Origin of the sequence: Pseudarthrobacter sulfonivorans (assembly GCF_001484605.1) — a bacterium.
Lineage (GTDB): Bacteria > Actinomycetota > Actinomycetes > Actinomycetales > Micrococcaceae > Arthrobacter > Arthrobacter sulfonivorans_A.
The window spans coordinates 4,456,700-4,469,951 of sequence record NZ_CP013747.1; the positions used below are offsets into that span (position 1 = coordinate 4,456,700).

The 13,252-nt window shown below is 57.5% G+C and carries 8 protein-coding genes; 6 read left to right on the plus strand and 2 right to left on the minus strand.

Going from position 1 to position 13,252, the window contains the following annotated elements; translation table 11 throughout:
* The first annotated feature begins 401 nt into the window (after nt 1-401).
* Together AU252_RS20280 and AU252_RS20285 are read left to right on the plus strand one after the other, a co-directional pair.
* Nucleotides 402-2,837 carry a hypothetical protein gene (locus AU252_RS20280; RefSeq protein WP_157769026.1) on the plus strand — a complete coding sequence of 812 codons (2,436 nt, stop codon included), beginning with the start codon at nt 402-404 and terminating at the stop codon, nt 2,835-2,837.
* Nucleotides 2,838-3,847: 1,010 nt separating this feature from the next.
* Entirely contained in the window at nt 3,848-5,065 is a 1,218-nt protein-coding gene (locus AU252_RS20285; protein ID WP_058929994.1) for an integrase catalytic domain-containing protein, read from the plus strand.
* On the opposite strand, the gene AU252_RS23970 is transcribed toward AU252_RS20285, so the two are convergent.
* Nucleotides 4,967-7,900, minus strand: coding sequence for a hypothetical protein (locus AU252_RS23970; protein ID WP_157769027.1), 2,934 nt, complete (start codon nt 7,898-7,900; stop codon nt 4,967-4,969). The genes AU252_RS20285 and AU252_RS23970 overlap by 99 nt on opposite strands.
* Nucleotides 7,901-8,228: 328 nt before the next feature.
* Here AU252_RS23970 and AU252_RS20290 point away from each other — a divergent pair, with 328 nt between their 5' ends.
* The 3 genes from AU252_RS20290 to AU252_RS20295 all read left to right on the plus strand — a co-directional run bounded on the left by AU252_RS20290 (nt 8,229) and on the right by AU252_RS20295 (nt 10,044).
* Nucleotides 8,229-9,143, plus strand: a complete 915-nt coding sequence (locus AU252_RS20290; protein WP_157769028.1) for a hypothetical protein — start codon at nt 8,229-8,231, stop codon at nt 9,141-9,143.
* Between the two features lie 266 nt (nt 9,144-9,409).
* Complete coding sequence (locus AU252_RS23975) at nt 9,410-9,586, plus strand: hypothetical protein (RefSeq protein ID WP_157769029.1); 177 nt, start codon at nt 9,410-9,412, stop codon at nt 9,584-9,586.
* Nucleotides 9,587-9,588: 2 nt separating this feature from the next.
* A complete protein-coding gene (locus tag AU252_RS20295) occupies nt 9,589-10,044 on the plus strand; it encodes a hypothetical protein (protein ID WP_058932254.1) in 456 nt (151 codons plus the stop codon).
* Nucleotides 10,045-10,112: 68 nt separating this feature from the next.
* Here the strand turns inward: AU252_RS20295 and AU252_RS20300 are convergent, their stop codons facing one another.
* Nucleotides 10,113-10,715 (minus strand): DUF6919 domain-containing protein, encoded by a 603-nt coding sequence (locus tag AU252_RS20300; RefSeq protein WP_058932255.1) that lies wholly within the window; start codon nt 10,713-10,715, stop codon nt 10,113-10,115.
* A gap of 1,873 nt (nt 10,716-12,588) precedes the next feature.
* On the opposite strand from AU252_RS20300, the gene AU252_RS20305 reads away from it, so the two are divergent.
* Nucleotides 12,589-13,152, plus strand: a complete 564-nt coding sequence (locus AU252_RS20305; protein WP_157769030.1) for a hypothetical protein — start codon at nt 12,589-12,591, stop codon at nt 13,150-13,152.
* Nucleotides 13,153-13,252 lie beyond the last annotated feature (100 nt).

Genomic DNA, 13,252 nt, shown 5'->3' on the forward strand with positions numbered 1-13,252 from the left:
CCTGCTCGTCAGTCATGAATCCCCCTGAGGGTTGCCGGGCAGCCAGCCTTCCCGCTGCTTACAGACTAGGGGACGTTGAGAACGGGTACCCGATGCCCCACGCCGTCAGCTCGCGCGGCTTCCGGCCGGGGCGCAGCGGCCATTGGCGAGGGCTGTCTTGATGTTGACCTTGGGGGTGTACGAGATGGATCTGTACTGGAAGAGCCGGACTGCGAGAAAGAACACTGGTCCAGTATCCTGCGTGCCAGAAGCGGCTTAAGGTCTTTCCCCTCAACCTTCTATTCGGACTGGCGCCTGAAATCCTCTGCGACGCCAACCCTTCGCGCAACGGCGGTCACTGCGTTCCTGTCAACATAGTCTTGGCATTGAGACGTAGGGAACCACAGCCGCAGGGGGTAGAAATGAGCAGGTTCAAGGAACCAACTGCTCGCGTTGTTCTGAACAACGACGAAGGAGTCGCAGTGTTCGCAGCCAATGTCCAAAGGGCGGGTAATGGGCTGATCGCTGCAGAATCGTGGGACGATCTCCGCGATCAAGTACCGTCAGTATTGGCTGAAGCTGTCCGTTCGATTCGGGACGGGCTCGGTGGAATGGATCTTTGGGACGTGCTCGAAGTCCTGCGGCAGCTAACTGCACATGGAGACCTGGGAGAGTTCAGGGAGAGCCTGAACACAAGCTTGCCGGCAGTTGTGGAAGTCGTGGCACTGATCGGACTCGCTAATGACTCAGACTTGGAGCCGCCCGTCAACAACGCCTCGGCGGGACAAAAAGGCCCTGCAATTCCTCAGATTTTGGAGGCCGCTGAGCGCATCGTTAGGCTTGCGCAATTAGTGGCTATCTCGTCCTCCTCTGACACGCACTTGGGGCGGACTGCCGAGCTCACCGGGCTCCTCCGGACTTTTGAGGTGACTGTAAGGGGTAGAAACTACCTCTCGATCTCCCGCCAGATTGTTCAAAGTATCTTTGGCCCAGCTCCGATCCGGGATTTGACCAGTAGGCATGCCAGCTTCACTCCTGATGATGTAAGTGGCTTGTGGGACGCAATTCAGAAATGTCGCCAAAAGAAGCATGAAGGCAACATTGCGCGATTCGAGAACCTCGTGGAGGTCACCGAAGCTGGCGTCAGCCTTTCACCGGATCAAATTTTGGAGGGGCGCACTCTTTTCGAGTCGTTGTTTGCAGCGCCGGGGCAAGGTATTTCCTTCACAGCTGCGGAGCTAGCGACCCTCTCAGGGCTTGCTACAAACATAGTGAAGGACATTCTCAACTGTTTCAGTCTCGATTCCGTCCCTGTAAGCGCGTATGAAGCCTGCAAAAAGTTCGTCCACGGCGAGAACCTGCTGTCGGGTAAGGGAATGCTGCGTCGCGCCGATTCCTACCTCGCTATCGGCGATCCCATGCCGCATGACTACGTTCGCCCCGTCATAGAAGCCAGATTGAAGAAGCACACCAAACCCTGGAGCCAGTACCAGCGACACCGCGACCGCTGGGTGGAGTCCTCCGCTGGGGAAACTTTGGCAAAGCTTCTGGGCGTTTCCTCGTCATCCGTGCGTTCTCTCGAGTATCGGGCACCCGATCCAGCGGCAGGCCAGTGCGACCTGTCGAAAGGCTCAAGAGACCCTTTCGCAAACTCGCTCGATACAGAAGCGGACGCGCTTCTTGTCATCGACGACGTCGCAGTTTGCGTCGAGGTGAAGGCCGGTTCGATTACCGATAAGGCCCGCTCAGGCAATGTAAAGCGCGTTGAAACTGACCTGCGGAAAACAATCGGCGAGGCTGCTGAACAAGCTTCACGCTTGGAGTCGTTAGTCAGGGAACATCACGGCTTGTGGACGCCGAAGGGGAAATGGCTAGACCTTTCAGACGTACAGGAAGTTCACACGGTCGTCGTATGTCTAGACGACTGGGGCCCGCTGGCCATAGCCACCGACGCCTTGGTAAGGGCAGAAATTTTGCAGTCGGAGACCATCCCATGGCTCGTGTCCCTGCATGACCTCTTGGTCATCTCGTCGATTATGACCCGTCCAGCAGACTTCCTGACATACCTCCGCCGTCGTACCGACCCCTCCACGTCGCGCTTGCTCATGGCAAGCGATGAGCTCGATATTGCAATGTGGTACATAAGTGGCGGCCTGTACTTTGAACCTGATCCCGATTCAGTTCACAAGAGGTACCCGCTCACAGCGCGTCCCACGCAGGCAGATCGGAAACTGTTTAGAAGAAGCAACGTTCGCACACACGTCGTTACTCACACGGATCCCTTAGACGCTTGGATGTACTACACGGAAGGCCAGACCGAGATTCCAGCCGCGCGGCCTGAACGAAAGCACGTAGCACCTGTAGAGGAGCTGGTTGACTCCCTCCACCAGCGCAAAGTGCGCGGATGGCTGAGAGCTGGGGCTGATCTCGCTGCTCTATCACAGGAGAGCCAGGAGTTGATGGCCGAGCATGTCCAGCGCATCGTCGCAATGACTGTCCAAGACGCAGGGTTCCATACTTCCTTGCAGACCTATGCGGGTCCGTGGGGGCATTTGGGTTTCTTTATCGGCTCCAAGCCGCCTACTTGGGCTATCGCTGAGTGCGCTGACCGACTTCGGAACTACGTACGACTGAAGAAGCACCAGTTACAGTTGGACCGATCCATGGGCATCTTAATCGATACAGCCGGACAGGTGGTATGGGCAGAGTACACGAACGCAGCCCACCTTCCAGACCTATCTCTGGACCAGGAAGTTGCGGCGAGCGGTCTCCTGACACCTGCCCAGATGCGGTCTGATGGTCCTAAGCCACCACAGGTCCGCCGCAAAAAGAAGCCCAAAAAGCCGAGGCGACGGTAAACCATTTCCCATCTTTAGCAGGACACGGTGGTCATTACCGACAAATTCTTTGCAGTGTTCAAGCCTGTCGCGATGAGTTTGCATCTTGGCAGGAGTGCGGCCCAGCCACACTTCTTTTGGAAGGTGCCCAGTACTCATATCTTCGATCGATTTGACGCCTAGCCTCGGGAGGTATTCGAGGAGCGAAGCGAATCGATTACCGCGACTCTCACGGGCAGCTCTCGCTTAGCAGATGCGCCCTAGTAATGCTGTTGGGGCGCAGTTCTGTCACCTAGAGTTGGGCTCCCATTCGGTCACGAATCTCCTGGAGCCGACCAGCAAGATTCGGCCCAGAGCGGAAGCACCCAGATCGAATGCAACTTGTAGAACCAGGTGGGTTGACTGTCCGACACGAAATACACATCCAACTTGTCGGAGACTGATTTCCGACGTGGTCTAGAACTGCTCGAATGTTGGGGGGATGCAATTTGGCGGCTTGGTCAAGAGCAGTTAACCGGACGTGGCCATCCGGATCTTCCAGAAGGCGGTAATGCTGAGAGCTGAGGTAGCCGTCCTCCGAACTTTCGCACAGCTCCGCCGCGACTGCCCTGAGTACCGGGTCTGTACTGTCGTACCAACACTCCGGTTCCGGGCCGGCGACGAGTGAGCAAAGTGTATGGGCCCCGATCCGCAGGTGCTCGCAGCTACTCGCCAGAATTGGGAGCCTCTCACGCAGCATCGACGCTGCGGGCTCGGCCACAGGGGCATCCCATAGTGCAGTAGCCACATACCAGGCGTGTGCCCTTCCCCAGGTGATCATCCTAGACAGGAGGGCGATCGCATCGGTGGCGTCCGTGACCTTGTCCCAACGATGCTGGTGCCGACCGGAGGCTTTGTCAAAGAGCCGCGTTGACTCGTAGAAGATGCGCGCGTAGTGGGTATCGAAGAATCATTTGGTAATGCGCGCGTAGCGGGGTGTCTGCGGCTGCCGGTTCGCTGGCGGGGGTAGGGCTGCTGCTATGGAGCTGACGATGAGCGAACGCAGGGCTGTCACGAAGGTTCTGGCCACGGAATACCGCCGTGCTTCCAAGGCCAGGAAGGGCGAGATCCTGGATCAGATCTGCGCGGTGACGGGCTGGCACCGCAGTCATGCTCGCAAGGCGCTGGGTCTGGTCCTGAGGATCAGGGTTGTCCGTCCCCGCCCGCCGAGGCCGCTGGTCTATGACAGCTCTGTGATCGACGCCCTGCGGTTCTGTTGGGCGGTGCAGGGCACGCCGTGCGGGCGGCTGCTGGCGGCGGCCCTGCCTGATCTGGTTCCGCGTCTGCGCCGGTTCGAGGAGCTTCAGATCGAGGACGGGACGGCGGCGCTGCTGTTGCGGATAGCGCCGGCGACCATTGACCGCCGGCTCAAGGCGGACCGGGCCAAACTGGATCCGCGGGGCCGGTCCCATACAAAGCCGGGAACGCTGCTGAAGGACTCCATCCCGATGCGGACCTGGGCCGAATGGGATGATGCTAGACCCGGTTTCGTGGAGATCGACCTGGTCGGTCACGAGGGCGGCAATTCCCAGGGCGAGTTCTGTTTCACCCTGGATATCACTGACATCGCGACGGGCTGGACGGAGACCGTATCGGTGCGGAACAAGGCGCAGAAGTGGGTGTTCGCCGCGATCAAAGAGGCGACCGCGAAGTTCCCCTTTCCCGTCCTGGGCATCGATTCGGACAACGGGTCCGAGTTCATCAACTGGGGGCTTTTTCGCTGGTGCGAGCAGGAGAAACTGACCTTCACCCGGTCCCGGTCAGGGAACAAGAACGACGGCGCCCACGTGGAGCAGAAGAACTGGCACATCGTCCGTCAGACCGTGGGTTACCACCGGTACGACACCCCCGGCGAACTGGATCTGCTGAACCGGATCTGGGAGCTGCAGCGGCTGCTGACCAACCACTTCGGCCCCCAGCAAAAACTCGTCTTCAAGGAGCGCAACGGCGCGAAGACCACGAAGAAGTACGACCTACCTGCCACGCCATACCAGCGAGTTCTGGCCGACAAGGGCACGGTCCGCAAAACGGACAAAACCCGACTCGGCCGAGAAAACCAGCCCCTGAACCCGGCAGCCATTCAACGCCAGATCCAGGCACTCACCGCCGAGCTACTGACGCTCACGACCAGCAAACAAGCCGCCAAACCCAAGCCCGCCACGCGCGCACTTCCGAATGATTCCACGAAGACGGCCACGCGCGCATCTTGACATGATTCCTCGGGAGAGCGCGTAGTACGCAGTTGAACCCCAACCTTTGTCCATGCGGTCGATCGTCAATTCGGCTTGGGCGGCTACAACTGCAGAGTCGAAATCGAATAGCGTCGCAGTCAGGTCTATAACGCTGGGAATATCCTCTGGGTACTTAAACATTTGCAAGCTGCCAGCGTCATTCAACGATAGCGTCTCCAAGAAATCGGCGAGCTCATTACATCGAACCTGCTGTTGGTAGGTCAGTTCCGCCTTGGGCCTCTGGGCGAGTAGGTTGAGGAACTTGCGATCGTTGTCAGGTTCAAGATCACGGAGCCAATCAAGCATTTTCCAATCGGGACGCGACTCTTCTAATTCATCTGCCGCAACCTCTAGGCCAGCACGAGTGAGGATGTCTCGTAAAGCAGTTTGAAGACTAGGGGACGTATGCTTCGCGCGTTCCACAACTAGTTCTGTCGCTTCCGGAACTGACCCAGTCAGGATTTGCGCGGCCCTAATCTGGGCGGAATGAAGCTGATTTTCCACTAGAAGGGCCTTGAGATTAGTTCTGCCTTTCGTCACGGGCTTCGCCATATGCGGCAGATGTTCCAACCGCAGGACGTCAAGTAACGATTCTGGCATCTGACGCAACTCTTCATGACTTCGAAATCTGAGATCCAGTTCAGCCCGGACGAGCTTTTGCCGCTGCTGGTCATACTTCCCCGCGGCGGATTCGATGGCGGCTCTCATTTTGAGAGTGATGGGTAACTCCAATAACTGGGTCCAACTGTCCCAGGACGACGGATCACCACTACTGAGATCCGTGATGAGTCGGTTGCAAATTGAGTCCAGATGTCCTTCTGAAAAGATGGCACCCTCACGGTAAGCCCGCACAGCCGCGTAGAGAACGCTTCGTTCACTACTACTCTCAGTGGCAACGGCGCCTAAGACCGCTGCTGCCGTCGAGCTGATGCCGGCCGCAAGAATTATCGGTTCTATTTGAGCTGATTGTATTTTTTCAGTCACCCATTCTTTTAACTTTTCAGGTTGCTCGACCGCGCGAAGTGCGTCTCCTATTTCTGCAAAGAGAGCCACTCTAGGAGCAACCGTTTCCGTTGGGCCGGAGATGACGAATATGCCACTGCCATCGAAGAACTGAATCGCATCACGTGCCGTAGTTAGGGAAAAGCCTGGGCTCAAACCCCAGTGGGTAGCGATTTCTCCAGCGAGGATACGTACTAATTCAGCAAGTTTGATCGAACCATTTGATCTAAGGATCGCTGACGCTTCCACCGCGAACGCATGCATAGCTGCCGTATCCGTTGCTGACCCGTCTAGAGGCCCTAAGGTGCTTCCGTCTTGCCGGCTAAGTTCATGGCGAGAGACAGCATCATGAACGACCTCAGCCAGCACGCGGGCCCTGCCAACAGGCAACGTATCTAGATCTTTCTCAGCAGCAAGCAACGTAAGGAGGACGGGAAGTAAGGGTGTTTCGCGGAGAGTAACGTCCCTCCGAAGCGCCTCGTTCACCCAATCAGTTCGTTCTTGCACCCAACGAGCAGCGTCGGAATCCGACAACGGCCGCTTCTCTGCGGCGCGGCTCAGAATTGCGCTGATCACCCTCTCGCTTTTCTTTGGCGGAAGAAGCGAAAGATCCTCCCATCCCAGAGTTGCAGCATGCCCGAAGGCGACGTCCCGCGTGGACAGCAAGGTGTCCACGTCGGTAGAGACGGTCTTCATGAACTCGTCGACCTCACTGGCTACGGCAGCGCGTCTGTCGTAGGTCTCGTCAAGAGAATCGAGTAACAGGGCCACCCCACCAGATGACAAACGTGCATCCAACTCCCCTCGGATGAGGGCTCTATCCGCGGCGGCGTCGTCGCGAACTGCTGCAGTCAACAGCCGGTCGCGAAAGCTTGCAGTGTGATCGAGAGCATCGACGTCCTTGAGCGAGACTCGGAGGGGTAGGGGCGCCGCAGGTAGAGTGCACAATTGGGCAGCCAGAATCCGGATGGCTGTGCTCTTGCCGCCCCCTGGGAGTCCTGTCAGGATGAGGCGGCCTCTACGGAGAAAGGCCCACAAGAGATCAGCCTCGGCCCTGGTATCGTCCGAATCAGTTGAAACTTTTACGTCGGCGTCGATGTCCTCAATCGGGATTGAAGGAAGGCGTGCCCCGAGGCCGCGAAGGTCGATAGACGCACCAGCGCGAATTGCGCGCTCCCTATACCTTTCCAGTGCTCCATGGAGTCTTTCGAGTTCAGCTGAGGGAGATTCGCCGCTAGTAGCGATTGAAACCCCGGCCCCGCGCAGTTCTGCCAACCACCCTTCGAGCATGTATCCGCCCCGAAGGCGCGCCGCCTTACCTGCTGCCGAAACCAGTTCCTTCCACGCTTTTCGCCCATTTTCAGCCGTAGCCGGAGAAACCAGTGAACGGAGGTAGAGAGCTCCTATACGCGCATCAGCGTGATGAAGCTCCTCAACAGCTAATTCACATAGAACACCACAACGAAGGACTAACTCTTTCTGCTCCGGTGTGAGTACATTCAGTAATCCGTCAAGATATGAAAGTGCTTCAGCTTCGCCCTTTGTGGGCGGCCCCGGCAGATCCGATCGGTGACGCTCAAGTGCTTTCTGAAGATCCCGAAGCGGACCGCTTAATGACCCGCTAACGATGACAAAGCGGTGAGTTTCAGGCGCCAAGGATAACTGGGCAGCTTCAATCCACTGGTCTACTGCCTTTGAAAAGGCTGTTCCCTTGGTTAAAGTACGCTTCGCTTGAACGAGAGCAGACCAACCCGACTTGAAGTTGACCCTGATGTCGTCAAGTGGGTCTTCCGTCTCTAGGGCAACAGACACTACTTGCGAATCTTCATCTGGGATGCCAAAACCTGGCAGAGGATTGCCGGAGAGACCGCATGCAACAGCGTAAGCAGCTACCCCTCTTCGATATTCGACTCCAGCGTCACCCGAAGCTCCGGCGACACTCCCCCGCCCCGCCACTGGCTCTGTGCTTTCCGCCACGGTCACTCATCCTAAGTAGGCAACCCATTTTCGGGTATGACCAATATCCTAGCCACTCGCCATTGGCCGAGACCCGCCATGAGCATGTGCACTATGTGCATCAAGGGTTTGGTATGGTCGGTCCTCAGTTGCCGCTTGTCGCGGCTTCCTTCTGCGACGTGCCATGACATCTGAGCGTTCCCGAAATGCGGCAATCCGTCGAATTCAAGCCTGGTTTGCCCAATTCCACTGGAAATGGATTGGCTTTTTGCTAGGGCTCGGCTTCCTCTTGACACTTTCTGCATTCTTTGCCCGCTACTGGGTTGGAGCCCAGGACTTTCAGCAAACGTTTCCCTGGACTGCACTGGACAAGGACGATCTGGCCGTCGTTCAGTCTGTAGCGGCTAATGTCGGCACTGCATTTCTCACGGCGGGACTGTTCGCCCTTTTCGAACCACTGCTTCGAAAGACGGTGCGTGCGGAAGCGAAGTCTGCTGCGTCGGAGGCCATAGGTCCGGTCGAGCAGGGTCTGAAGAAACGGCTGTCATCGCTTGAGCAGCAGGTCGCGGCGGCAGTCGAAAGCGACATTGAGTCGCAGGACAATGCAATAAAGGCAGCCACGGAAAACCTCACATATCCTACGATGCTCGCCCTTATGCGTGAAGCTTCCAAGATCCGTGCTCTTCATGATGACCTCATCGTCACCCACGCCACAGACCCTCCCGAGGAACTGGCCCTCACATTTGCTCTCAGAGAGTACGAAAAGACATACGATCACCATCCGATCGGAACGGGTTATTCGCTAGTTCTGATGGCGCATTCGAACCAGGCTGCAGCGATTGAACAATCTGAGCAAGTCTGGGGTCCCGGCCAAGACTTCAGCGAAGTCGCCCACGCCCTGATACTCGAACTAGCCAAAGAAGGGCATAGCATCCGGAGCGACATCGACTGGGATCTTGTCTCGACACGCATAGTCTCTACTCTGGCAACGGCTATTCGTTCTTGGCGTCGAGACCCCGATCCACATGCCAGCCAGCAAAGCGAGGAGCAGCACCCTGCTCGAAATTCCCATGTTTTTCATTTCGGTCCCATTCAGTGAGTGATGCGGGTGGTCAGGGGTTGCAGGTCGGTGGCGACCTTTCAGCTGAGCGACAGTCATGTTTACAGTCCAAGGCTGATGGCCGCGATGCCGGGGAACACCGCGAACACGACTGTTAAGGGAAGGACGCCAAAGACCAAAGGAATCACACTCGTGCATTGTTGTGCGTACTCCGGCGCTGGGCCGGTGACTGAATCAGCAAAGGCCGACACCTGTCAGCCGAAGCGGTAAATTCAATGCACAACTACTTACCTGGGGGTCCCACCGTGAACCACTTCTTTACTGCTGCCAACCTGAACAAGGCTCTTGTCACGACCGGCCTTGATCCAAAGCTGGCTACCCTGACCGAAACCTCACCGGCTACTGATGTATGGGGCCTCTGCTACAAGGCAGGGTCAACGCCGGCAAAGGTCACCGAGCTTGCCGAGAGCCTGCACTTCTAGGTATGGAACCTAGCAACCTCTTCAAAGGCTTCACTGACAGCTTCAACGAGGCCCTCCGCTCTGCCGGCGCAGGGAACAGGGTCAGCGACTTTGCCAAGGAGATAGCCAAGCCCACGCCCATATACAAATACGGGGTGTCCGATGCCCTACCCGACTATCGGGCAATAGCAGAAGCCTCCGCTAAGATTGCGCCGCCGCCACCTGCTCCGACACGTGACCAGGCAGCGGAACAGCTACAGCACTTGGAAGAGACGAAAGTTCTTCTCGCCGCTTTGAACCGGACGATTCAGAACGCAGAAGAGGACCGGAAACGGACCGAGCATGATCGTAATCAACAATCGATGTTCAACAAGCGAATGACGGTAGTAGCTATAGCGCTTTCATTCGCCGCGGTCGTCGCGCCTTTCCTTGTCTACTTCCTCGAGCATGGTTGGTGGTGGGAAGCGTACCGCCCATAGCATCCGGGTACGACAAAGGGCCCTTACTGATCAGTAGGGGCCCTTTCCGTTGCAGTAAAGGGCAGGGGCTATGCCTCTGCCGCCGCTTCTAGGGCCAACTTGAGGCGAGGTAGGAGATAGTCGCTCCTGCCCCATACTGGGTCAAAAATGTGTAACTCCCAGGCGTCCGCGATGATAGCCGCCAAAGTCTCATTGGCCTCATACCGGTATTCCTCAAAGGTATCCTCACGGGAACCCCTGCGGCCCAGATGTGAAAACTCTTCATACCCGTCCAGGCTCACGCAAACCTGCATCGATCCGGGCGCCCCGGGTGGGCCCCAAAGGGCCACAATATCCGTCACGGTGAGGACGGCAGACACGAGCGCCGCTGTGTTTTCGCTGCAGTAGCCTGTCACGTATGCCCGCTGCCCGCTTCCTTCCGTGAGCGCCTCCCCTGGCTGAGAATCCGACGTCAGCAAGCCAAGCCTGTTGATCGCAGCCAACTGCAGGCTAATAGGGCCAGTCTCGGATGCCGGCTGCGCTGCCATGTACCCCGGCTGATAGTGGCGCTTGCCTTCCAGCCATTCCGCCGTCAACTCGCAAGCGGTTTCGAGGTCCGTACACATCTGCCAGGCGAGTTGGTCGGGCCCATCCTCAGTGCGCGGCGCTTCAGAGAGATCCAGGTTCGTCATGGATCGACCCTATCGCTTGAAGGTACGCACCAAGCGCACTATGCCTCAGTGCACCATTCCGAGGTCTGGTTGTTCTTGTCTCGGTTGGTGCACTTCGAGTTGCTGCACAAGTGCGGCACCGTTACGTACTGCTTCACGGCGACGCCAAGTGGCGTGGCGTCAATCTTGCGCGTCGTCGTCCTTGACCCGCATTCGTCACAAGTCCAATTCACTGCCATGATTCCCCCTGGTTACGCCGGGGCCCGGTACCCCTCGACACAGACTAGGGCGGTTCCGTGCTGCAAGGAAGGCCCTAATGGCAGCGGCAACCGCACCACGGCGCCGGCATGCACTCGTGATCCGGTTCAACGTCTTCAAATGTGTACCACTCCACGGGCGCCAGCAAGTCGTCCAGCATCTTGCCCACCGCTTCAACATCTATCTTGGGACCGCGTCGACTGGTGCAGACGACTTCTGAAACTGACACCGGGGCCCGTTTTGTCGTTCCCGGATGTTGATGCTAATGCTGTCTCGAAGCAGCATTAGTGCATTTCATATTCTTACCGGTGCCGGTACCTATCGGTAATCACACTTCCGTTGCGCCCTTGATAGGGAAGTGTGTCCCACGCAGCCCTCAAGGAGACTACTTATGAGACATTCCAAATCCCCGGAATCCCGCAGGTTCGCCTTTGTCCGTTTCGATGACCGCCAACCTCTAGTTCATGAGACTGCCCGTGCAACGCGAATCCGGGCGTCCGCCGCTCGAACGGGAGGTCCCTGCGCAAATAACACCACATGCGCAAATGGTGGTATTTGCGCATTTGGAACCATTTCTCAAACAGCATGTCCTTGAACTCCGCGAAATTGCGGCTAGTCTACGACCAGAAGCAGGTGTTCGACCTGCGCAAATACATTGGGGGGAACCATGGCAGACGAGGACCGACCTGAAGGCTGGTACGGAATTAGCCGCAATAGTCATGATGCTCGGCACTGGGATGGCAAGGTCTGGTCACGCCCCGTGCACGAAAGGAATTCGGCCCAGGGGTTGTCATTCACGTTGACCCTGCCGCCGAGCCGCGTCACGTGGCGCCGCGGAGTTCCTCTGGTGGTGGTCGAGCCAAACCTGTTAAGCAGAAAATCGAAATAGGCGCCGGCGCCGGGTGCCTGCTCGTCCTCGTAGGGCTCGTGGTTGTCGCGGCTCTCATTTCCTGGATCTCAACCCCATTCCAGGCGTCCAACAATCCAAAGTTCAACGAGGAAAGCGGGCTTGCTACGTGCAAAGAGCTAGTGGCTAAACAGGACGGAGGAAACGGGAGCACCACCGTCCAGGGCAGCGTTCTCGCAGGAACAACTTACAAGGCCACCATCGCCGTCGCTGGTATGTCAGAGGCGTACAGGTTCACATGCCGCCTGGAATGGACAGGAAGTAAATGGACCAGAGACGTGCTTGAGGGCCACCGAATGTAGATTCCGGACGGACGTCCCGCGCGTGGCCCGGCATATCGAAGCCAAGCGACGTCTCGGGTGTCCCTGCGCAAATACCACCATTGCGCAAAGGGTACTAATTCCGCTTTGGGACCGGTCGCTCAAATGGTACTGATTGCGCAAAGGGCTTCCTTGGCGAAAATGCCTCCTATTGCGCCAAGCCCGACCCTTCCTATCGAGGCGCAGAGGAATCCATGCGCTCCTCCTGAAGGCAGAGCACACCCGACACGCTCCTCTTTCCGAGACTTGGCCGGAGCGTCATCTCGCGCCTCGTGTGCTCCAAGCGCAAATGGTTCCATATGCGCTTTGGAGCTACCGGCCTGGCCGGTAGCTGAGTTGGTCAAATGGAAGCATTTCCGTATTGGTACCATTTGCGCAAACGCATTTTGCTGTGTGGCAAGATTCCAGAATGCAGGAACTACACGACGGAATGACCGGGTCTTTCAGGGTGAGCACACGGTCCGGCACCCAGTATTTGATATGCCTTGATGCCCCACGTCACATCGTCAGGCTTCCTGGCGAATCACAGCCGGCTCCTGACTATGCGGACGTCCAGGTAGCCCACCTCAGACAAGACGCTGAGGCCATTCCCCTCCTGCAGATCGTTACCCTCACAGTCGGCCAGCGAGGCTTTTTGGCGCTAGACATCGTCGGAGGTGGAACAGTCACGGCTAGAGATACATCTCAAGTCGTGGAGATACTGCCACTGCTTGAGCGTGTGCAGATCAGTGATGAAAGCGCAGCCGAAATTGGCCAGGCTGCCCGGTCCCTCGGCTGGGCAAGAATCCTCCATATTCCGGACACTGCGCCGCCTGTGTTCGTGCTCGACGCTTCGGCCGTCAGGACCCTATCCATCAGAAGCTACGACCAACTTGAAGCGCGGATCGCAACTGCTCTCGGCAACGCGGAGTTCCTTCTCGACGCAGCCGAACACTTTGATGACGGGCAGCTGTCGAAGATGCGAGAGCTCTAGCTCTACCTGCTGCGCGGCGATCGGTTTGCAAGAGTATTGAGGGTTTATTGATTTTTAGTAAAGCCCGGATACCCTCTGCCCGCGCCAATGGTCCGGTCCG

What these genes read in the sequence shown, in the direction of transcription:
- AU252_RS20280 (WP_157769026.1), top strand. Translation starts at nt 402, where the DNA reads ATGAGCAGGTTCAAGGAACCAACTGCTCGCGTTGTTCTGAACAACGAC.
- AU252_RS20285 (WP_058929994.1), top strand. Translation starts at nt 3,848, where the DNA reads ATGAGCGAACGCAGGGCTGTCACGAAGGTTCTGGCCACGGAATACCGC.
- AU252_RS20290 (WP_157769028.1), top strand. Translation starts at nt 8,229, where the DNA reads ATGACATCTGAGCGTTCCCGAAATGCGGCAATCCGTCGAATTCAAGCC.
- AU252_RS20295 (WP_058932254.1), top strand. Translation starts at nt 9,589, where the DNA reads ATGGAACCTAGCAACCTCTTCAAAGGCTTCACTGACAGCTTCAACGAG.
- AU252_RS20300 (WP_058932255.1), bottom strand. Translation starts at nt 10,715, where the DNA reads ATGACGAACCTGGATCTCTCTGAAGCGCCGCGCACTGAGGATGGGCCC.
- AU252_RS20305 (WP_157769030.1), top strand. Translation starts at nt 12,589, where the DNA reads ATGCAGGAACTACACGACGGAATGACCGGGTCTTTCAGGGTGAGCACA.